The sequence below is a fragment of the Pseudomonas fluorescens genome (assembly GCF_001648775.1).
GTDB classification, from domain to species: Bacteria; Pseudomonadota; Gammaproteobacteria; order Pseudomonadales; family Pseudomonadaceae; genus Aquipseudomonas; species Aquipseudomonas fluorescens_M.
Window position 1 is genome coordinate 202,936 of sequence record NZ_LVEJ01000002.1, and the last position, 22,115, is coordinate 225,050.

The following is a 22,115-nucleotide window of genomic DNA, read 5'->3' on the forward strand; positions in this document are numbered from 1 at the left end:
GCCGATCCCGCCTTCACGCGATAGCAGAGTTTTTCGCGGCTGGCGGGATTTTTTCCGGTTTTTACGCAGTGTTGCGTCTAATTATCATTAACTAATAAAACTGCACTCGCACTTCAGGAGCATCCCGAGCAAATGCAAGCCTTAAAGTTGTCCCGCACCCCTCTGGCTGTAGCCATTTCCCGCCGCAATCCGCGTGGCGCCGTGCTGTCAGGTGCCCTGCTGACGCTGATGCTGCTGGGCAGCGCCCAGGCACAAGCGACGCCGGTCGACGTCAACGTCCCTGCGCAACCGCTGTCCAGCGCACTGCAACAGCTTGGGCAACAAGCCAACCTGCAGATTCTCTACAGCCCGGAAACCCTGGCGGGCCTGAAATCGAGTGCGGTCTCCGGTCACCTGGAGCCGAAACAGGCGCTGGACAACTTGCTGCTGGGGAGCGGCATGACTTATCAACTGACCGGCAACACCGTTTCGCTGGTGCCGGCCGCCGGAGCAAGTGCGGAAAACGCACTGGAGCTGGGCGCGGTATCGATTTCCGGCAAGGCGCCGGGGTCGACCACTGAAGGCACCGGGCTGTACACCACGTACTCCTCCAGTAGTTCGACGCGTCTGAACCTGACACCCAAGGAAACCCCGCAGTCGCTGACCGTCATGACCCGTCAGCGCCTCGACGACCAGCGCCTGACCAACCTCAGCGACACCCTCGACGCCACACCGGGCATCATCGTCCTGCGTGACGGCCAGGGCGCAGAGTCCGACGGTTACTTCTCCCGTGGTTTCGAGATCCAGAACTTCGAAATCGACGGCGTGCCGACCGTCAAGCGCATGGACAACTACACCCAGAGCATGGCGATGTACGACCGAGTTGAAGTGGTGCGTGGTGCCACCGGTCTGATCAGCGGCCTGGGCAGCCCTTCGGCGACCATCAACCTGATCCGAAAGCGTCCGACCGCCGAAGCTCAGGCCAGCGTCACCGCCGAAGCCGGCAACTGGGATCGCTACGGCACCGGCTTCGACGTCTCCGGGCCGTTGACCGAAACCGGCAACATCCGTGGCCGTCTGGTCGGCGACTTCAAGACTGAACAGTCCTGGGTCGACCGCTACAAGCAAGATTCGCAACTGATGTATGGCATCACCGAGTTCGACCTGACCGAAGACACCTTGCTGACGATGGGCTTCAGCTACCAGCGCACCGACGTCGACTCGCCAATGCGTTCGGGCCTGCCGACCCGCTTCACCGACGGCTCGCGCACCAACCTCAAACGTTCCTTGAACTCGGCGCAGACCTGGTCTTACAACGACCACGAACAAACCAGCTTCTTCACCTCGATCGAACAGCAATTCGGTAATGGCTGGAGCGGCAAGGTTGAATTGACTCACTCCGAGAACAAATTCGACGAAGTCTTCAACTACGTCAACGGCGGCCTGAACCCTGACGGCAGCGGCACCACCCAACTGCCGGTGCGCTTCTCCGGTACCCCGCGCCAGAACAACATCGACGCCTACCTGACCGGCCCGTTCGGCCTGCTGGGTCGCGAGCATGAGCTGATCGCCGGTGTGACCCTGTCCCAATACTACGAAAACGTGCCGAGCTACGGCGGCTGGAAATACGACTATTCCAGCTCCCCTGCCGGCGCCATCGACAACCTGCTGAACTGGAACGGCGACTCGGTCAAACCCGAATTCAACGTCACCGGCAAATCCACCGTCGATGAAACGCAATACGCCGCTTACCTGGCCACCCGCCTGCGCGCCACCGATGACCTGAGCATCCTGCTCGGCAGCCGTGTGGTCGACTGGCATCGCGAGATCGAAGACAAACCGTACGGCGGTGCAGAAACCAAGACCAAGGAATCGGAAACCGGCGTCTACATCCCGTACGCGGGTGTGGTCTACGACGTCAACGACACCTGGTCGCTGTATGCCAGCTACACCAAGATCTTCAACCCGCAATCGTCGTGGGTTCGCGACATCAACAACAAGCCGCTGGACCCGATGGAAGGCACCGGCTACGAAGTCGGCGTCAAGGGTAGCCACTTCGATGGCAAGCTGAACTCCAGCTTCGCGCTGTTCAAGATCGAGCAGGACAACCTGGCGATCTGGATCGACACCCCAGGCGGCAACACCTACAAATCCGAACAGGGCACCACCACCAAAGGTGCGGAATTCACCCTCGATGGCGAACTGGCCGAAGGCTGGCAAGCGTCTGCCGGTTACGCCTACGCGGTCAGCACCGATGCCGATGACCAGCGCATCGTCACCACCCTGCCCCGTCACAGCCTCAAGACCTTCACCAGCTATCGCCTGCCGGGCATTCTGGACAAAGTCACCGTTGGCGGTGGCGTGAACTGGCAGAGCAAGACCGGTGCCGACCTGCACACCTTCCAGCAAGGCAGCTACGCCGTCACCAACCTGCTGGCACGCTACGACATCAACAAAAACCTCAGCGCATCGGTCAACCTGAACAACGTATTCGACCGCGAATACCTCAGCTACGCCGGCGACCACGGCATGTACGGCGCACCGCGCAACATCATGACCGGCTTCAAGTACACGTTCTGATTTAACCACCGCAACACAAAAAGCGCCCCGGCCAAACCGGGGCGCTTTTTTTATGGGTGAAGGTTTAACGGACTAAACGGCGTGCGGTTTGAAAGGCATTTCCTTTCGTTGCATAGGAAACGTCCGATTACACAAAAGAAGCCTGCGCTAAAACCGACGCCCCGTCGAAAACGCCTGCCTCATCTCCTGCAATCAGCTACGGGCTTCTCGGAAAAGTCTGCAACCGTTTCATTGTAATTTTGAATGGCAGAAAGCAACGGAACATTGCCAGTTGCTTATCGATAACCGCGCACATTCAAAAGGATATGAATATGCCGAAGAAGCCCCAAGCCTGGGAGTTGGACGAGGCTGTCCATACAACCGCACCAGCCCCCAAAAACGTTCCAATCAGTCCCGCAACCGGCACCACGATTCCCAACAGCGGAATGTTCGGACCGCCGCGAAACACCGGCCGATATCAACAAGTTCTGCAAAATTTTACCGGCCCGCTGGAAGCGGAATATCAAGGCAAGACCGCACAGATTCCGGTGACCATCGAAGCAGACCTGGCTGCCGCACGACAGGAAATTTCTACCCACCCGCTACCACCGGCTGCATCGCTGATCCGCGAGCTGGGTGTGCGCAACACCGTGATCGAGCGTAAGACGCGGCAACTGCAGCACGAGATCAAGGTGTCCCACGGTTTCTACGGCAGCGATCCTACCGATAAAACGGTTTTCCAGTTCCTTTCCCGCGCACAGATCGTCGACCGCATCCTGAGCCCCAACGGCCCGGGAATGAACCTGTGGAAACAGTCCTATCGCGCGGCGCTGGAAGCCAGACTGCTGGCCCAGACCCTCACGGTTCTGCATCAACAACAAGCCAATGTGCACAACTGGCTGACCACCGTGCAGGCCAACGAACAGGCGCAAGCCGCTGCCGCCGAAGCGGCACGTCAGGCCGCTGAACACGCAAGGATTGCTGCGGAGCAACAGCGGCAACAGGCGTTGGCAGATGCAGCACGTCGCCAACGGGAACAGGAAGAAGCTCAACGCGCGGCTGCCGAGCGGGATCGCCTCGCCGCCGAGCAAGCCCTTCTCGCGCGTCAGGCGCAGGCAAAACGTGAGGCAGAAGCCGAGGCTGAACAGGCGCGGATTCAGCGAGACGAGGAAGCACAGCGCCTGAGGGAACAGAGTCAGGCACAGAAAAAAGCCAAAAGGAAAAGGCAGCAGCAGGCGCGCCGCGCGGCCCAAGCCGAGGCCAAACTGGCCGCGCAAAACAAACGCCAGCATGAACAATGGCAAGCCCAGAGCGACGCGCGCTGGCAAAGTCCGACGTTCGCCAACGTTGGCTCAATGGCGGCGTTTGACTCAACGTTCAGCGGCACCCTCGGCCACATCGCCACCAGCCAGGCCACCTCACTGGCGCTCAGAACCGCTTTGCGCACAGCCGTTTCTATCGTGAGCGCCGCGGCTGCGCCCGTGCTGGTCGGCTTCGCAGCACTGCTGATTCCCTCCAGGCTGGGCAGCGGTGATCTTTATTCGGCCAGCGTTCCGCTCGCGGAACTCGCTCCCGATCTGAACGCTGTCGACCTGTACGAACAAGCGGCCAACGGCAAAGACGTCGACCTGCCGGCAAGGCTGGGTTCCAGGACGATCGGCAACCGCGTAGAGATTGTCATCGTCGGTACGGACGGCGTCACGGTACCCGCCAACGTGCCGGTAAGACTGGCCCGCTTTGATGCCGGCAAAAATGTGTACGTCTCCGGCGACGCCGAGGCCAAGGGTCCCACCTTGACCTGGACGCCTTTGGTACTGCCGCTGAATCCTTCGACGGACTTACCGTTCGCCGACACCGATCTGCCGATCTACGAAGGTGCAACGGCCACCCCGCAAGGCGGGCGAGTCGACCCGTTTCCCGAACTGGATCAGTACGGCTTCGGTGGCTTCATCACCGTATTCCCGATCGAGTCCGGCATCCCGCCGACCTTCACGATGTTCAGGGATCGCCGACAGGATCCGGGAGTCGCTACAGGGAATGGACAAGTGATATCGGGTAATTGGCTGGGGGCGGCGTCAACCCCGGAGGGCGCACCGATACCCGCGCAGATTGCGGATAAGCTGAGGGGGCGGGAGTTTTCCAGTTTTAAAGCATTTAGGCGGGCGTTTTGGAAGGCAATGGGACAAGACGAGATGCTGAGTGCGCAATTTACGAAGCTTAGGCAAACGGATATGAGAAAAAAATTAGCCCCTACAGCAGTTCCTCAGGAGCAAGTTGGAAAGCGAGCGAAACTTGAGATCCACCATCACGACCCTATCAGTGAGGGCGGAGAAGTCTACAACATGGACAACCTTAAAGTAATGACACCTAGAGCGCACATCAAAATTCACAAAAAAACAGAAGACCAATGACATGAAGCTTAAAGATCATTTATTTGAATACACGGAAAGTGAATACTTGAAACTGATCGAAAAATTATTTTCAGGCACCTATTCATCAGAAAAAGAACACGATGAAATCGTAGAAAACATCGTTCGGACCTCTGAACATCCTGATGGCACGGGTGTGCTCTACGACCCCAGAGAGGGTGTTGAGGATAGCCCGAATGGAGTGCTTGGTGCGGTCAAGGAATGGCGAGCTGCCAACGGTAAACCAGGTTTCAAACCGGAATAGTCAGTTCCAGCTTAACCCTGTGGCGAGGGAGCTTGCTCCCGCTCGGCTGCGCAGCAGTCGTAAAACCAGAGTTCAACGTGTGCCTGACACTCCGCGCGTGCCGACTCAGGTCTGCTGCGCAGACCAGCGGGAGCAAGCTCCCTCGCCACGGGTTGAAGATTTTCCGGTATCGGTGGAGCAACTGAGATGGTATTGAAGGCCAAGTTCGAAGAGTACACAGAGTCAGAGTTTATCTCTCTCATAAACCGCTTGATTGAAGGAGACTACTCTTCCGAGAGAGAGCACGACGCGATAGTGGCGGTTCGGATATTTTGTACTATCCGGCCAAGGGAGTCGAAGACAGCCCCGTAGGCGTGTTAAAAGCCATCAAAGATTGGCGAGCCGCCAACGGAAAACCAGGTTTCAAACCGGAATAGTCAGTCCCTGAAACAAGCTGTCAGGGCCGACCACTTCGTGAGCAGGCTCAATCCCACTGGGAGTGATACTTAGACCGGTACAGCCCTGAAGATGCATAACCCTGTGGCGGGGGAACTTGATCCCCCGCCACAGGTTCAATGTTGTCCGGCACTGGGAGAGATAATTTGAAAATGGTATTGAAGGCCAAGTTTGAGGAATACACAGAGTCAGAATATGCAGCCTTAATAAATCGTTTGGTGGAGGGAGACTATTCCTCAGAGCGGGAGCACGATGCAATTGTAAATAATATCGTCCGGACTTCAGAGCATCCAAACGGAACAGGGATTTTGTACTACCCGGCAGAGGGCGTTGAAGACAGTCCCGCAGGCGTTTTAAAAGCCATCAAAGAATGGCGAGCCGCCAACGGTAAACCAGGTTTCAAACCAGAATAGTCAATTCCAGCATAACCCTGTGGCGAGGGAGCTTCTCCCGCTCGGCTGCGCAGCAGTCGTAAAACCAGAGTTCAACGTGTGCCTGACACTCCGCGTATACCGACTCAGGTCTGCTGCGCAGACCAGCGGGAGCAAGCTCCCTCGCCACGGGTTCAATATTGTCCGGTATTGGTAGAGATAATTTGAAAATGGTATTGAAGGCCAAGTTTGAACACTACACAGAATCAGAATATCTCAGCCTTATAAACCGGCTATTCCAAGGAAATTACCGTTCAGAGAAAGAACACGATGACATTGTAGAAAACATCGTAAAAACTTCGGAACACCCGAATGAAATAGACATTCTGTACTGTCCCGAAGAAGGCGTTGAGGACAGCGCAGCCGGCGTACTAAAAGCCATCAAAGAATGGCGAGCCGCCAACGATAAACCAGTTTTTAAACCGGAATAGTCAGCCCCTGAAAAAACTGTCACCCAGATTAATCTCAAACTACACCACACGAAATACATATCCAAAAGCGGCAAGGTCTACGACATTGAAAACATAAGAGTCACCACACCAAAACAACACTCTGAAATCCACAAGGGAAAAAATTGAAATGCACAAACCAATTCTTTCCGATTACACCGAAGCAGATTTTCTGCGGTTCGTATCCGGAATTTGCAATGCGCAATTTGACTCGGAAAAAGAACAGGTCCGCGCAGTCCTGTTATTTGAAGAGCTGACTGAACACCCCCACGGCTCGGACATGATTTATTACGCCGACTCCGACGAGGAGGCGACCCCGGAAGCGATCGTTAGCAAAGTGAAGGAATGGCGAGCCGCCAACGGCAAACCTGATTTCAAACCAGAATAGAGTTCCAACATAACCCTGTGGCGAGGGAGCTTGCTCCCGCTCGGCTGCGCAGCAGTCGTAAAACCAGAGTTCAACGTGTGCCTGACACTCCGCGTATGCCGACTCAGGTCTGCTGCGCAGACCAGCGGGAGCAAGCTCCCTCGCCACGGGTTGAAGATTTTCCGGTATCGGTGGAGCAACTGAAGATGGTATTGAAGGCCAAGTTCGAAGAGTACACAGAGTCAGAATATGTAGCCCTGATTAGCCGCCTGTTCGCAGGAGACTATTCATCAGAAAAAGAGCTGGATGAAATTGTAGAACTCATCGTCGATGCAGCCGAGCACCCTGCAGGATCAAACGTTTTGTATTATCCCTCGGAGGGCGTTGAGGACAGTCCAGAAGGCGTTTTAAACACCATCAAAGAATGGCGAGCCGCCAACGGTAAACCAGGTTTCAAACCGCAATAGTCAGTTCCTGAAACAAGCTGTCAGGACCGGCCTCTTCGCGAGCAGGCTCGCTCCCACAGGGGCGGATGTTGATGGCCTGAGGTGTGACGCACACATCAGGCCAGGGCGGATCAGACCGTTTCGGGATACATCACGGTGCGCAGCACGCTCACCAGTTCCTGATAGATCGCCTCCACTTCTTCGGTGACCATGCGCATGCGCAGGAAGTCGTGCACGTGGCCGCTGAATTCGCGGCATTCAAGCAGTCCTCCGGTGCTGGCCAAACGTTCGGCGTAGGCGCGGCCTTCGTCCAGCAGCGGGTCGAAGCCTGCCAGGGCGATGTAGGCCGGCGCGGCGCCAGCGAGGTCGTTGCTCAGCAGTGGCGAGAAGCGCCAGTCGCTGCGGTCCTCGATGCTGCGGGCGTAGTGCTGGTAGAACCATTCCAGGGAATCGCTTTCCAGCAGATAGCCTTCGCCGAGCAAGTCCATCGATTCACGGCGCTGCGAGGCGTCGGTCACCGGGTAGCAGAGCAATTGCAGGCAGGGTTTCAGCGCGCCGGGGACGCGCGCCTCAAGCGCCAGCACGGTCGCCAGCGTGGCGCCGACGCTGTCGCCGCCAAACACCAGGCGCGACAGATCGAGAGCAAATTCACCAGCCTGTTCGCGCAGCCAATCCAGTGCATCGGCACAATCGTGCAACGCCACCGGGAACTTGTGTTCCGGCGCGCGGCGGTAGCCCACCGACAACACTGCACACGGCGTGCGCGCGCAGAACTCGCGGCAGATACCGTCGTGGGAATCGAGGCTGCCGACGACAAAACCACCGCCGTGCAAAAACAGCAGCACTGGCAAGACACCGCCCTTTTGCAACGGACGGTACAGCCGCAAGGTCAGTTCAGCGCCGTCGCGGGCACGGTGTTGCACCTCGCTCACGTCGACATCCGGCACGGCCCAACGCATCTGTTGCGAGGACTGCTCGAACGCCTCACGCGCCTGCTCGGGTGTCCCTTGGTGAAACGCGTCGTTCTGGCTGTCTTCGACCAGATCAAGAAACGCCGCTACTTCCGAATTCAATGACATGCATCACATCCCGGGCCGCTGCGCGCAATGCGCTTCGGCCCTCTCAAAAAGTTTAAGACCGGCTCAGTGCGCCGACTGTTGCAGGCAATGCTCGACCAGCGCTTCCAGCTCGGCCTGATACTGCTGCATCAAGGTCTCGATGGTGCTTGGGCGGAAGCGACGGGTGCTGTACATGCAACGCATCGACAGCTTGCCGTCGAACACCTGACCGACGATTTCCAGCCAGTTGCCAAGGTTGGCGTCCAGGCTGTAGACGTCGCCGATGTGCTCGTCCGCCGGCATCAACATCGCCTGCTCATCAAAGGTCTGGTCGAACTGCCCCAGGTAGTTGAAGGTCAGTCGCGCCTGTGGCAACGCCGCCAGACGCTGTTGCACCGACGCATCAGCCATGTAGCGCAACGCGCCGTAGCCGACGCCCTTCTGCGGCACCGCCGCCAACTGTTCGCGTACCGCCAGAATCGACGCGCCGAAATCCTGCTCGGTCAACGGCGCCAGCCGTACCGGGAACATGGTGGTGAACCAGCCGAGCGTGCGGCTCAGGTCCAGCCCTTCGACCAGGTCTTCACGGCCGTGCCCTTCCAGTTGCACCAGTACCGACTCGGTCTCGCTCCAGCGACACAGCACACGACCGAGCGCCGTCAGCAGCAGATCGTTGATCTGCGTGCCGTACACCGCTGGCGCCTGCTTGAGCAATTGCCCGGTGCGGGTGGCGTCGAGGCCCATGAAGGTTTCTTCGCGGAAACGCACCAGGTTCTTGCCACGCGGGTTGTCACACGGCAAATCCTTGCTCGGCTGATCCAGCTGTGCCAGCCAGTAATCCAGCTCTTGCTCGACCAGTGCCGGCACCTGCGCCGCGAGGCCATCGGCCCAGGCGCGATAGCTGCTGGTGCGCTGCGCCAGTTGCGGCTCGCGGCCCTGACTGAACGCCTCGTAGGCCAGTTGCAAGTCTTGCAGGAATACCCGCCACGACACCGCATCGATCACCAGGTGATGCACCACCAACAGCAGACGCACCTCGCCGTCCGGCAGGTTCACCAGCAGGCCGCGCATCAGTGGCCCCTCGAGCAGGTTGAGGCTGCGCTGGGCCTGGTTGACCAGTGCGTCGAGTTGCTCGATGTCGCTGATCTCCCGTTGCCACAGCAACGGGTTGCGCTCCGCAATGCGCAAGCTGTCCGGCAACGTTTGATAGTGCTGCAACCAGCGGCCCTGATCCTGATAGAAGCGCAGGCGCAACGAATCATGCTGCTCGAGCATCAACCGCAGCGTCTGCTCCAGCGCCGGGGCATCCAGTGCCTGGCGCGAACGCAGCATCATCGCCTGATTGAAATGCTGCGGTTCACTCATGCCCTCGGCGAAGAGCCACTCCTGGATCGGCAACAGACCAAACGCGCCAGCCTGCGCCACATGACTGCTGTCGGCAGTCTGGCTCGAGCGGGCGACCGCTTGCTGGTCGAACAGGTTGCCAATGGTCTGGAAGCGCATCAGGTCGCGCAGCTTGATCTCCAGTTTCAGTTGCGCGTGGTTGCGCGCCCGGGAAATCACTTGCAGGCTGAGAATCGAATCACCGCCCAACTCGAAGAAGTTGTCGCTGATACCCACTTGTTCCACTTGCAGCACGTCGGCCCATATCTCTGCCAGCCAACATTCCTGCTCATTGCGTGGTGCCTGATATTGATCGGCGCAAAACGCTGGCTCCGGCAGCGCTTTGCGGTCCAGTTTGCCGTTCGGCGAGATCGGCAGGCGCGCCAGGCCAATGATCTGCAGCGGCACCATGTATTCCGGCAGTTGTGCGCGCAACAGGGTCTTCAGACGGTCACCGGGGTTGTCGTCGGCGCTGACCACGTAACCGATCAACTGTTTGCCCGAGACGCCGTCACGGGCAATGACCACGGCATCGGTGACGCCGTCCTGAGCGCGCAGGCAGGCTTCGATTTCACCCAGTTCGATGCGGAAGCCGCGAATCTTCACTTGATGGTCGGCACGGCCGACGTAATCGAGGATGCCGTCATGGCGCAGGCGCACCAGGTCACCGCTGCGGTACAGACGACTGCCCGGCGCGCCGAACGGATCCGGCACGAAGCGCTCGGCGGTGATGGCCGCACGGCCATGGTAACCACGGGCAACCCCGTAGCCGCCGATATACAACTGGCCGGACAAGTCTTGTGGCAGCGGATTGAGGTCGTCGTCCAGCACCCACAGCGAGCGTTGGCCGACCACTCGCCCGATCGGCGCATAGGCGGCAGCGCAGGCTTCATCGTTCGGCGCTTTCCAGAGCATCGGCGTGACCACGGTTTCGGTCGGGCCGTAACCGTTGGTGATGAACTGCGGCTGCAACACGCGGCGCACTTGCGCCAAGGTCTGCTCCGGCACAGCGTCACCGCCCAGGCAGTAAATGCGCACGTTCGGCACGGCCATACCGCTGGCCTCGACGTACTCGGCCACCTGCTTGAGGTAGGCCGGCGGGAAGCAGGCGATGTCGATCGAACGGCTGAGCAAGGCGTGGCTGGTCTGCTCCGGCGTCCACAGTTCATGATCGCGCAGCACCAGGGTGCCGCCGAAAGCCAGGGTGGTCAGCCAGCGCTCATGCGCGCCATCGAAGGCGAACGACATGAAGTGCAATTCGCGGGTGCTGGCGTCCATTTCGTACAGTTCGCGGATCGCCTGGCAATGCATGCTCAGCGGTCCGTGGGTCACCGCCACACCTTTGGGCAAACCGGTAGAGCCCGAGGTGTAGATCAGGTACGCGAGGCTGTCATCACAGGTCTGCACGCGCGGCGCGGTGTGCGGATATTGACTGCCATCGAAATGATCGAGATCGAGCAATGGCAGGTTCGCCGGCAGCGGCAAGCGCTGGCTGGCGGCGCCACGGCTGATCATCTGACGCATGCCGGAGTCTTCGATCATGAAGGCCAGCCGCTCGCTCGGATAATCGATGTCCAGCGGCACGTAGGCAGCGCCACTTTTGAACACCGCGAGCAAGGCCACCAGCATGTCGAGCGAGCGCTCGAGTGCGACACCGATCAGCACTTCCGGACCGGCACCCGCCGCGATCAAATGATGCGCCAACTGGTTGGCACGGCGCTCAAGTTGCGCATAGCTCAACTGCTCGTCGGCACATTCGGCGGCAATCGCCTCAGGGCGTTGTGCGGCAATCATCGCCGGTAACAGCTCGCGCCGGTGCACCGCCGCCGGTTCTGCGCCCCACTGTTGCAAGGCCTGCCATTGTGGCGCAGCCAGACGTTGCAGATTGCCCAGACGCTCGGTCGGCTGCTGCATCATGCTGTGCAGCAACACTTCCATGGTCTGGCGAATCTGCTCCACCGCTTCGACACTGAAACGATCACGCAGGAACAGGTACTCGATGGAGAACTCTTCGCCCAGATGCACCGCCAGGTCCATCGGGAAGTTGGTCACGTCATGGCTGGCCGAGGTGCCGAAGCGCAAGCCGCCCGGTGCCTGTTCCAGACGCTGGTCGATCGGGTAGTTCTCGAACACGATGATGCTGTCGAACAAGGCTTGCCCGCCCTGCCCCGACCAGCGCTGAATGTCCGCGAGCGGTGCGTGAGCATGTTCACGCAGGTCGAGGTTATAAGCCTGCAGACTGCTCAGCCAGGCGTTCAGTGGCTGCGCCGGATCGAGGGTCTGGATCACTGGCAAAGTGTTGATGAACAGGCCCAGCATGCTGCCGGCATTCGGCAAGCCCTCCGGGCGTCCGGCCACGGTGGCACCAAACGCCACGCTGTGCTGACCGGTGTAGCGCTGCAACAGTAGCAACCATGCACCTTGAATCAGCGTGTTGGCGGTGATGCCCTGCGCTCGGCAATGCTGCTGCAACAAGGCGGTCTGCTGTGCATCCCAACGGGTGTACAACGCCTGGTGACCGTGCTCGGCGGACTCGTGACGCGGGTGCATCGCCTGGCTCAACGCGGTCGGTTCGACCAGCGTCTGCAAGTGGCCGCGCCAGAACTGCTGCAGTTGCGCCGAATCCTGCTGCTGCAACCACGCGATAAAGTCGCGATAGCGACCGCTCTCGCCTTCAACCTGACCGGTTGCGTAATGCTGCAGCACCTCGCCGAACAACTGCGAACTGCTCCAGCCGTCCATCAGGATGTGGTGGCTGGTCCAGATCAATTGGTACTTGTCCGCCCCCAGACGAATCAGGCGCGTGCGCTGCAACGGCATGCGGTCCAGCACAAAGCCCTGAACGCGCTGCTGACGGGCGAACTCGGCGAGTTGCGCTTCATCCATCGGCGTGTCCAGCGCTTGCAGGTCAACCACGCCCTGACGGTGGACGATCTGCACGGGTGACGCCTGGCTGTCTTGCCAGTGGAACGAGGTGCGCAGAATTTCGTGGCGCTGCACCACGCATTCCCACGCGGCCCGGAAGCGCTCGATATCGAGGCCTTCCACCGACAGGTTGAGCTGGTTGACGTAGAGATCGTCGCCATCATCGGACAAGGTGTGGAACAGCATGCCCTGCTGCATCGGCGACAACGGATAGATGTCTTCGATGTCCGCGACCGCCACGGGCAAACCGTCCAGACGCGCCTGACTCAGCGCGGCCAGCGGGAAGTCCGACGGCGTCAGGCCGTGGTTGCCCGGAACCACGCAGTGGTCGATCAGCGCCGTCAGTTCACGCCCGTAATCATCGGCCAATGCCTGCACGGTCGCAGTGTCGAACATCTGCTCGCTGAAGCTCCACGACAGGCTCAGTTCACCGCCATACACCTGGCCGTTGACCGACAGCCAGTTACCCAGTGGGGCGCGATCGCTGAGGTCACTGCCGGCAATTTCGCCGGCCGGCAAAAACAGCGCAGCGTCGTCGAACTGGCTGTCGAACTGGCCGAGGTAGTTGAAGGTGATTTTCGGCGTTGGCAGGTCTGCCAAAGCCTCACGCGCCGAGAAATCGCCCAGATAACGCAAGGCGCCAAAACCGATGCCCTTGTCGGGAATCGCGCGCAGTTGTTCCTTGATCTGCTTGATCGAATCAGCGAGCCCGCTGGCCGGCGTCAGGTGCACCGGGAACACGCTGGTGAACCAGCCGAGGGTGCGGCTCAGATCGATATCGTCGAACAGGTCTTCACGACCATGACCTTCCAGCTGAATCAGCGCCGAGGCATGCCCGCTCCAGCGGCTGATGACGCGCGCCAGTGCGGTCAGCAGCAGGTCGTTGACCTGCGTGCGATAAGCCGCCGGGGCCTGTTGCAACAGTTGTTTGGTCAGCTCAGGGGCAAGACGCGTCTGCACACTTTGCGCGTAGCGGTTTTCCAGGCTGCCGTCCGGGCGCTCGCACGGCAGCGTGGCGCTCGCCCCCTGCAAGTGCTCACGCCAGAAGGCCTGTTCATCATCGAGGCTGGCGGTGTGCGCCTGCAGGCGCTCGGCCCAGGCTTTGAAGGCACTGGTCTTGGCCGGCAACGCGACCTCGCGCCCGGCCTGAATCTGGCTGAACGCGGTGTGCAGATCTTCCAGCAGAACCCGCCACGAGACACCGTCGACCACCAGGTGATGCACCACCAGCAACAAACGCTGAGTGTGGTCGGGCAGATCGAGCAGCACACCTCGCAGCAGCGGACCGTCGTGCAGATTGAGGCTGCCCTGAGCCTGCTGACAGGTGGCTTCGATTTCACCCGGATCGGTCAGCGTGCGCTGCCAGAGCAGTGTTTGCGCAGGCTCGATCGGGCGGTGAGTGGCTGTCCAGCCGTCAGTCGTTTCACTGAACGACAAGCGCAAGGCATCGTGATGCGCAACCAGTGCCTGAAGCACTTGCGCAACGCTGTCGGCGTGCAGGGTCATCGCCGGTTTGAGCAACAACGACTGGTTCCAGTGATGCCGCTGGGGAATTTCGCTGGCGAAAAACCATTGCTGGAACGGCAACAACGGCGTCGCGCCGCTGACCGGTCCCTGGTCGATGCTCAGCAGCGTGCCGCCCAGTTGCGCGACTGCCGCCAGTGCCTGCACGGTCTGGTGCTGGAACAAATCCTTGGGCGTGAACTGGATACCGGCCTGCCGCGCACGGCCGACCACTTGAATCGAGATGATCGAATCACCGCCCAGCTCGAAGAAATTGTCCGTGGCGCTGACCCGTTCAAGGCGCAGGACATCGGCCCAGATCGTGGCGATGCGTTGCTCCATGTCGTTGCGCGGCGCCACGTAGCTGTTCTGCATCAGGCTGGCATCCGGTGCCGGCAGCGCCTTGCGATCCAGCTTGCCGTTCGGGGTCACCGGCAGGTGCGCCAGCACCATCAAGTGCGCCGGCACCATGTGCGTTGGCAGACTCTCCTTGAGGGTGTTGCGCACGCTGTCGCGCCATTCGCCCAGATGGGCTTCTGCCACCGGCTGCGCCGGCACCAGATACGCCACCAGTTGCTTGCCGCTGAGCCCGGCATGCGCCAGCACCACGGCTTCGCGCACGCTGCTCAGTGCCAGCAGACGCGCTTCGATTTCGCCCAGTTCGATGCGGAAACCACGGATTTTCACCTGGTTGTCGACGCGGCCCTGATAGTCGAACACGCCATCGGCGCGCTCACGCACCAGGTCACCGCTGCGATACAGACGACTGCCCGGCGCCCCGAACGGATCGGGTACGAAGCGTTCAGCGGTCATCGCCGGACGATCCAGATAACCCCGGGCCAGCCCGCTGCCGCCCAGGTACAACTCGCCCATCACGCCCTGTGGCAACGCATTGAGATCAGCGCTGAGCACACAGGTGCTGCGGTCGCCGATACGCGTGCCGATCGGTGCATAGGCCGCGCCGCACTCGTCATGGCGCCCGGCCTTCCAGATCAGCGGAGTGACCACGGTTTCGGTCGGCCCGTAACCGTTGATGATGTACTGCGGCGCCAGCGCGGCACGCGCCCGCTCGAAACTGTCGTTGGGCACGGCGTCGCCGCCGAAGCAGTAAATGCGCACTGCCGGCGGCTGGCCAACCTGTTCGGCGTGCTCGGCCAATTGCTGCAGGTACACCGGCGGGAACGCCGCCACCGTCACGCCGTGTTGCTGCATGGCGGTATAGGTCTGCTCCGGGCTCCACAGACTGTCGTCACGCAGCAACAGCCGCGAGCCATGGGTCAGCGGGGTCAGCCACCGTTCATGTGCGCCGTCGAAAGCGAACGACATGAAATGCAGTTCGCAATCGTCCGGGGTCATTTCATAGCGCTGGCCGATGGCCTGGCAATGCATCGCCAACGGGCCGTGCGCCACGCACACCCCCTTGGGTTGGCCGGTGGAACCTGAGGTGTAAATCACGTAGGCGAGGTTTTCCGCCTGCACGTCGATCTGCGGCGCAACGTCTGGCCATTCGGCGGTGGGCAGCGTGTCCAGGTCCAGTGCGCGCAAACCGGCACTCAGCGGTAACTGGGTGCGCAGTTGCGAATCAGTGAGCAACAGGGCGATGCCCGAGTCTTCGATCAGATAGGCCAGGCGTTCGCGCGGATAACTGGCGTCCAGCGGCACGTAGGCGCCGCCGGCCTTGAGCACAGCGAGCAAGGCCACCAACATCGATGGGCTGCGCGGCAGGGCTACGCCGACGCGCACTTCCGGGCCGACGCCTTCATTGATCAGCACATGCGCGAGACGATTGGCCTGGGTTTCAAGCTCGGCGAAGGTCAACGCCTGATCGCCACAACGCACGGCCTCTTGTTGCGCCTGCTGCGCCGCAATCACTGCAATGCGCTGATGCACCAGCAATGGATCGGTGCACGGCTGCGCACGATTGCTGTCCTGCAAACGGTGCTGTTCTGCACGGCTGAGCAGGGTCAACGCGCCGAGACGCGCATTGGCCGACTGCACGAATTGCTCCAGCAGCGAGGCCAGTTGTGCGTGCAGACGAGCAATCGCCGCCTGGCTGAAACTTGCCGCGGCAAAGCTGTAATGCACCGACAGGGTTTCGCCCAGATTGACCCCGACCGTCAACGGGAAGTTGGTTTGTTCACGGGTGTCCACCGCGCCGAAATTCAGGCCCAGCGCTGAGCCTTGCTCCAGCGCTTCGGAGATCGGGTAGTTCTCGAACACCAACAGGTTGTCGAACAGGCCATCGCTGCCCTGCCCCGACCAGCGCTGGATATCGGCCAGTGGCGTGTGTTCGAAATCGCGCAGGGCGATGTTGAGTTCTTGCACGGTTTGCAGCCACTGGCCGACCGTCAGTTGCGGTTCCGGACGGGCAATCACCGGCAAGGTGTTGATGAACAGGCCGACCTGCTGCTCGACGCCCGGCAGGCTCGCCGGACGCCCCGACACGGTCGCGCCGAACGCCACGGTCGATTGCCCGGTGTAACGCTGCAACAGCAGCAGCCATGCCGCTTGCACCAAGGTGTTAAGGGTGACTTTTTGCTGACGGGCAAATTCACTCAGGCGCAACGTGCCGGTGGCGTCGATCCACTGCTGATACTGTTCGGTCCCGCCATTTGCGCTCGCCGAACGATCCGCCAGCCCCTGGGCCAGGCGGGTCGGTTCATCAAATTGCGCCAGACGCTCAAGCCAGAACTGCTCGCTGAGCTGACTGTCCTGACGCTGCAGCCAGGCGATGTAATCGCTGTAGCGGCCGATGGTCGCTGCGGGCACTTGCCCGGCATAGCGTTGCAACACCTCACCGAGCAACTGCGAGTTGCTCCAGCCGTCCATCAAAATGTGGTGACTGGTGTAGAGCAGTTCGTGACGGTCTGCAGCGGTGCACACAACCACCAGGCGCAGCAACGGCACCTCGTTCAGGTCGAACGGACGGCTGCGCTCGGCCTCGGCCAGCGCGTCCAGCGCTTCACTCGGCTGGCCGCGCCAGTCGTGAACGGTGAACGGCAGCGTGGCCGTGCGTTCGACGATTTGCAGTGGCTGTGCTTGCTCGCCGCCCCAGACAAACCGCGTACGCAGAATGTCATGAGCCTCCAGCGCCGCTTGCCAGGCCTGACGGAAACGCTCGACATCGAGCCCTTCCACCGACACGCGCATCTGGTTGATGTAATCGCCCGAACCTTGTTCGTACAGGGTGTGGAAAAGCATGCCCTGCTGCATCGGCGACAGCGGATAAACGTTGTCCACCGCTTGCGGATCGGTGATCAGCTGATCGAGCTGCGCCTGAGTCAGATCGGCCAACGGGAAGTCCGACGGCGTCACGCCGCGGTTGTGCGCCTCACAGCAATGGGCGATCAGTGCATTGAGTTCTTGCGCATAGTCGTCAGCCAGACGCTGGATCGTCGCCTGATTGAACATTTCGTGGCTGAACGACCAGCTGAGGTTGAGCTCGCCGCCATAGACCTTGCCGTTGATGTCCAGCCAGTTGGCCAGCGGTGCCAGCGAACTCTGTTCACGGCCGGTACTTTCACTGGCGGGCACGAACAGCGCGGCATCGTCGAACTGGCTGTCGAACTGGCCCAGATAGTTGAAGGTAATGCGCGGTACCGGCTGCGCGGCGAGGGTCTGTCGCGCATGCTCATCGCCCAGGTAACGCAAGGCTCCAAAACCCAGGCCTTTGTTCGGCACGCCACGCAGTTGTTCCTTGACCGCCTTGAGCGAGTCGGCCAGGTCCATGGCCGGGGTCAGGCACACCGGGAACAGGCTGGTGAACCAGCCGACGGTGCGGCTCAGGTCGATGTCGTCGAACAGCTCTTCCCGGCCATGACCTTCGAGTTGAATCAGGGTCGAGGCCTGCCCGGTCCAGCGGCAGATCACCCGCGCCAGTGCCGTCAGCAACACATCGTTGATTTGTGTGCGATAGGCGGCGGGCGCCTGCTGCAACAGTTGGCGGGTCTGATCGACATTCAGGCGGGTTTCCACGCTGACCGCGTGACGGTTTTGCAAGGTCGCCGCAGGGTTGTCGCAAGGCAGATCGGCAGGCGCCTCGCCCAACTGCTCGGCCCACCACGCCAGTTCGTTATGCAGCTCGCCGGCGGCGAACGTTTGCAGGCGTTGTGCCCAGTCCTTGAACGGGCTGGTCTTGGCCGCGAGTTTGATTGCCTGGCCGTTTTGCAGTTGCTCGCAAGCGTTCTGCAAATCTTCCAGCAACACACGCCACGACACACCGTCGACCACCAGGTGATGGATCGCCAGCAACAGGCGCTGACTGCCGTCGGCCACATTCAGCAGCACGGCGCGCAACAGCGGGCCGTTTTGCAGATCAAGACTGCCTTGCGCGACGTCGCACACCGCTTCGATTTCGTCGACGTGCTGCACGCTCGCCTGTTGCAGCAACGCCTGGTTATCCGGCGCACGGTGCGTGGCCGTCCAGCCTTCAGCGCCTTCGCTGAAGCTCAGGCGCAAGGCATCGTGATGCGCCACCAGCGCTTGCAAGGCGCGTTCGAGGACATTGGCGTCGACCGCCTGCGAAGGTTTCAGCAGCAGCGACTGGTTCCAGCGCTGACGTTCAGGAATCTGCAGTTCGAAGAATCGTTGCTGGAACGGCAGCAACGGTGTGCTGCCGGTGACGGCGCCCTGCTCGATGCTGAATGCCGCCTCGCCACGCTGGGCGACCCGGGCCAGACCTTGCACGGTCTGGTACTGGAACAAATCCTTGGGGGTAATGCGCAGACCGGCCTGACGCGCGCGGCTGACCACTTGAATGGAGATGATCGAGTCACCGCCCAGAGCAAAGAAGTTATCCGTGACGCCCACCTGCTCCAACCCGAGCACGGCCTGCCAGATCTCACACAATTGCCGTTCGTTGTCGTTGCTCGGCGCCAAATAGGTGTGCTGTTCCAGCGCTGCATCAGGTTTGGGCAGGGCCTTGCGATCAAGCTTGCCGTTGGGGGTCAGCGGCAGTTGTTCAAGGAACAGCAAGTGCGCCGGCACCATGTACTCCGGCAGGTGTTCACGCAGGCCGGCCTTGAGCACTTCGCGCAGCCGCGCCTGTTCTTCGGCATTGCCCAGGGCACCGTTCGGCACGATGTAGGCGACCAGTTGCTGACCGCTCGCGCCTTCCTGCGCCAGCACCGCCAATTCGCGCACCGCGTCTTGTTGCAGCAGGCGTGCTTCGATCTCGCCCAGCTCGATGCGGAAACCGCGCACCTTGACCTGATGGTCGATACGCCCGACGTATTGCAGGTTGCCGTCAGCTTGATAACGCGTCAGGTCACCCGTGCGGTAGAAGCGTTCGCCCGGAGCGCCGAACGGGTTCGGCAGATATTTTTCTGCGGTCAACGCCGGCCGGGCCAGGTAACCGCGGGTGATGCCGGCACCGGCCAGATACAGTTCGGCGGCAACGCCTTGCGGCACCGGTTGCAGCTCGCCATCGAGGACATAGCTGGCGGTGTGCTTCAGTGGCCGGCCGATGCTCGGCTGGCCACCGGCCGTGCGCCGGGTCCAGGTCGAATAGGTGGTGTCTTCCGACGGACCGTACAGGTCGAAAACATGCTCGACCGTCGGTTGCGCGTACAAGGTGTCGACCAGCGCTTGCTTGAGCGGCTCGCCGGCCAGATTGATGATGCGCACGCCCGGCGGGATCTCGCCGCTGCGTTGCAAGGCGGCAATCGCCGACGGCACGGTGTTGATCAGGCGCACCTGATCGCGGGCCGGCAACTGCGGCAACTCCAGCGCATTACGGGCGATGATCAGCGAGCCACCGTTGGCCAGGGTGACAAACAGCTCCCACACCGACAGGTCGAAACACACCGAGGTCGAGGCCAGCACGCCTTGAATATCGTCGCGGCTGTACACCGATTGCGACCAGTCGATCAGCGCCAGCACGTTGCGATGCGCAATCGCCACGCCTTTCGGTTTGCCGGTAGAACCGGAGGTGTAAATCACATACGCCAGGTTGTCGGCCGACACCCGCGTGTCCGGCGCATGCGCAGGGTACGCGGCAAAATCTTCGGCGGCGTTGTCCATCAGCAGCACGTCGGTGTCGGCCGCGATCGCCAGATTGGCGGCGACCTCGCGTTCGGTCAGCAGGCACAGCGCACGGCTGTCTTCGAGCATGTAAGCGACACGGTCGGCCGGGTAATCCGGGTCGAGCGGCACGTACACCCCCCCAGCCTTGAGCACGGCCAGCAGCGCGACCAGCAGATTCTCCGAGCGCTGCATCGCCACGCCGACCCGTACTTCCGGGCCGACGCCACGTTCGATCAAGGCATGCGCCAACGGGTTGGCCCGCGCTTCAAGCTGGGCATACGTCAGGTGCCTCTCGGCAAAGGTCACCGCGCGTGCATCCGGGGTCTGCGCCGCCTGGCGAGCGATCAACTGATGAATGCACAGATCGCTGGCAAACGGAGCGTCCACAGGATTCCAGTCGTGCAGCAACACCTGCCGCTCACTGGCATCGAGCAACGGCAACTCGCCGACGCGCTGTTGCGCATCGCTGACGATGCCCTTGAGCAACGCCTGCAAGTGCCGGCCCATCCGCTCGATGGACGTCGCCTCAAACAGGTCCGTGGCGTAGATCAGCGAGGCCCACACGCCTTGCGGCGACTCGTGGGTTTCCAGGGTCAGGTCGAACTGCGCCGTTAGGCTGTCCCAGTTCACACCTTCAACCGCAAGCCCCGGCAATTGCATGGCCTGATTGGCCTGCCGCGCGCCGCTCTGATGGTTGAACATCACCTGGAACAACGGGCTGCGGCTCAGGCTGCGTTCCGGCGCCAGGGCTTCGACCAATTGCTCGAACGGCAGATCCTGATGCGCCTGCGCGCCCAGCGCCGTTTGCTTGGCCTGGGCCAACAGAGCGCTGAACGGCATGCTGCTGTCGAGGCTGGCGCGCAAGACTTGGGTGTTGACGAAAAAGCCGATCAACCCTTCGGTTTCCGCGCGGTTGCGGTTGGCAATCGGCACGCCGATGCGAATGTCATCCTGACCGCTGTAGCGATGCAGCAAGGTCTGGAACGCCGCCAGCAACAGCATGAACATCGTCACGCCTTCACGGCGCGCGAGGTCCTGCAAGCCTTTGCTCAATGCCGCGTCCAGTTGCAGATCCAGCCGTGCGCCGCGATAGCTTTGCACCAGCGGGCGTGGATGGTCGGCCGGCAGTTCCAGCACGCCCGGATCCGAACCCAGGTGTTCGACCCAATAGCTCAGTTGCCGCTCGCGCTCACCGGCGTCCATCCAGCTGCGTTGCCACTGGGCGAAATCGGCGTACTGGATCGGCAACGGTGCCAGCGTGGCCGGCGCGCCCCGACTGAACCCGGCATAGAGCTCAATCAGTTCGCCGACCATCACTTGCATCGACCAGCCATCGGAAATGATGTGATGTTGCACCATCACCAGAACGTGATCGTCCGGTGCCAACCGCAACAGGCAGACGCGCAGCAACGCATCCTGTTCAAGGTCGAACGGGCGGGCGATCTGCGCTTCGATGGCCGCGCGCAAACGCGGTTCATCGACTTCGCCCGCCAGGGCATGAACCTCGATCTGCAAGGCATACGGCGCCTTGATCAGTTGAATGGCCTTGTCCTGATCACCTCGGGCAAACCCGGTGCGCAGACTTTCGTGACGCTCGATCAGCGTATCGAAACTGCGCTGCAGTACCGCCATGTCCAGGGCGCCGCGCAAGCGCAACGCCGTGGGAATGTGGTACGCCGCGCTGTCCGGCTCCATCTGCCAGAGAAACCACTGCCGCTCCTGGGCATAAGACAACAGCAGCGGTTCACCTTCGGTGCGCCGGAAAATCGGCGCGATGCCATAAAGGTTAATGCCCTGTTTGCCCAGTAGAATCGCCAGCGCCTTGCGTTTCTCGGGAGAAAGCGCGCCTACCGATTCAATCAACTGCTGCATGCCGTGGTCCT

Annotated in this window: 9 protein-coding genes and 2 pseudogenes; 9 read left to right on the forward strand and 2 right to left on the reverse strand. The window is 61.1% G+C overall.

Going from position 1 to position 22,115, the window contains the following annotated elements; translation table 11 throughout:
- Window positions 1-132 precede the first annotated feature (132 nt).
- The 9 genes and pseudogenes from A8O26_RS03930 (at window position 133) to A8O26_RS03960 (ending at window position 7,360) form a co-directional block, all read left to right on the forward strand.
- Window positions 133-2,559: a TonB-dependent receptor gene (locus A8O26_RS03930; RefSeq protein WP_081265153.1), complete on the forward strand. Its 2,427-nt coding sequence runs from the start codon at window positions 133-135 to the stop codon at window positions 2,557-2,559.
- Between the two features lie 311 nt (window positions 2,560-2,870).
- Window positions 2,871-4,949 carry an S-type pyocin domain-containing protein gene (locus A8O26_RS03935; RefSeq protein WP_064116857.1) on the forward strand — a complete coding sequence of 693 codons (2,079 nt, stop codon included), beginning with the start codon at window positions 2,871-2,873 and terminating at the stop codon, window positions 4,947-4,949.
- Window position 4,950: 1 nt separating this feature from the next.
- Window positions 4,951-5,211, forward strand: a complete 261-nt coding sequence (locus tag A8O26_RS03940; RefSeq protein ID WP_064116858.1) for a bacteriocin immunity protein — start codon at window positions 4,951-4,953, stop codon at window positions 5,209-5,211.
- Between the two features lie 186 nt (window positions 5,212-5,397).
- Window positions 5,398-5,627 (forward strand): annotated as a pseudogene (locus A8O26_RS03945) (bacteriocin immunity protein).
- Between the two features lie 171 nt (window positions 5,628-5,798).
- Complete coding sequence (locus A8O26_RS29290; protein ID WP_081265154.1) at window positions 5,799-6,059, forward strand: bacteriocin immunity protein; 261 nt, start codon at window positions 5,799-5,801, stop codon at window positions 6,057-6,059.
- Between the two features lie 158 nt (window positions 6,060-6,217).
- On the forward strand, window positions 6,218-6,508 hold the full coding sequence (locus A8O26_RS03950; RefSeq protein ID WP_253756673.1) for a bacteriocin immunity protein: 291 nt from the start codon (window positions 6,218-6,220) through the stop codon (window positions 6,506-6,508).
- A 21-nt stretch (window positions 6,509-6,529) separates the two neighbouring features.
- Window positions 6,530-6,655 (forward strand): annotated as a pseudogene (locus A8O26_RS30500) (HNH endonuclease); the annotation flags it as partial.
- A gap of 1 nt (window position 6,656) precedes the next feature.
- Entirely contained in the window at window positions 6,657-6,914 is a 258-nt protein-coding gene (locus A8O26_RS03955; protein ID WP_064116860.1) for a bacteriocin immunity protein, read from the forward strand.
- Window positions 6,915-7,009: 95 nt separating this feature from the next.
- Window positions 7,010-7,360 (forward strand): bacteriocin immunity protein, encoded by a 351-nt coding sequence (locus A8O26_RS03960; protein WP_367600700.1) that lies wholly within the window; start codon window positions 7,010-7,012, stop codon window positions 7,358-7,360.
- A 110-nt stretch (window positions 7,361-7,470) separates the two neighbouring features.
- Here A8O26_RS03960 and A8O26_RS03965 read toward each other — a convergent pair whose 3' ends face one another.
- Both A8O26_RS03965 and A8O26_RS03970 read right to left on the reverse strand, forming a co-directional pair.
- The gene (locus A8O26_RS03965) at window positions 7,471-8,418 is read right to left on the reverse strand and encodes an alpha/beta hydrolase (protein WP_064116862.1); all 948 of its coding nucleotides are present in this window, start codon (window positions 8,416-8,418) and stop codon (window positions 7,471-7,473) included.
- Window positions 8,419-8,481: 63 nt separating this feature from the next.
- Window positions 8,482-22,104 carry a non-ribosomal peptide synthetase gene (locus tag A8O26_RS03970; protein WP_064116863.1) on the reverse strand — a complete coding sequence of 4,541 codons (13,623 nt, stop codon included), beginning with the start codon at window positions 22,102-22,104 and terminating at the stop codon, window positions 8,482-8,484.
- Window positions 22,105-22,115 lie beyond the last annotated feature (11 nt).

What these genes read in the sequence shown, in the direction of transcription:
- A8O26_RS03965 (WP_064116862.1), bottom strand. Translation starts at nt 8,418, where the DNA reads ATGTCATTGAATTCGGAAGTAGCGGCGTTTCTTGATCTGGTCGAAGAC.
- A8O26_RS03970 (WP_064116863.1), bottom strand. Translation starts at nt 22,104, where the DNA reads ATGCAGCAGTTGATTGAATCGGTAGGCGCGCTTTCTCCCGAGAAACGC.
- A8O26_RS29290 (WP_081265154.1), top strand. Translation starts at nt 5,799, where the DNA reads ATGGTATTGAAGGCCAAGTTTGAGGAATACACAGAGTCAGAATATGCA.
- A8O26_RS03955 (WP_064116860.1), top strand. Translation starts at nt 6,657, where the DNA reads ATGCACAAACCAATTCTTTCCGATTACACCGAAGCAGATTTTCTGCGG.
- A8O26_RS03960 (WP_367600700.1), top strand. Translation starts at nt 7,010, where the DNA reads ATGCCGACTCAGGTCTGCTGCGCAGACCAGCGGGAGCAAGCTCCCTCG.
- A8O26_RS03935 (WP_064116857.1), top strand. Translation starts at nt 2,871, where the DNA reads ATGCCGAAGAAGCCCCAAGCCTGGGAGTTGGACGAGGCTGTCCATACA.
- A8O26_RS03940 (WP_064116858.1), top strand. Translation starts at nt 4,951, where the DNA reads ATGAAGCTTAAAGATCATTTATTTGAATACACGGAAAGTGAATACTTG.
- A8O26_RS03930 (WP_081265153.1), top strand. Translation starts at nt 133, where the DNA reads ATGCAAGCCTTAAAGTTGTCCCGCACCCCTCTGGCTGTAGCCATTTCC.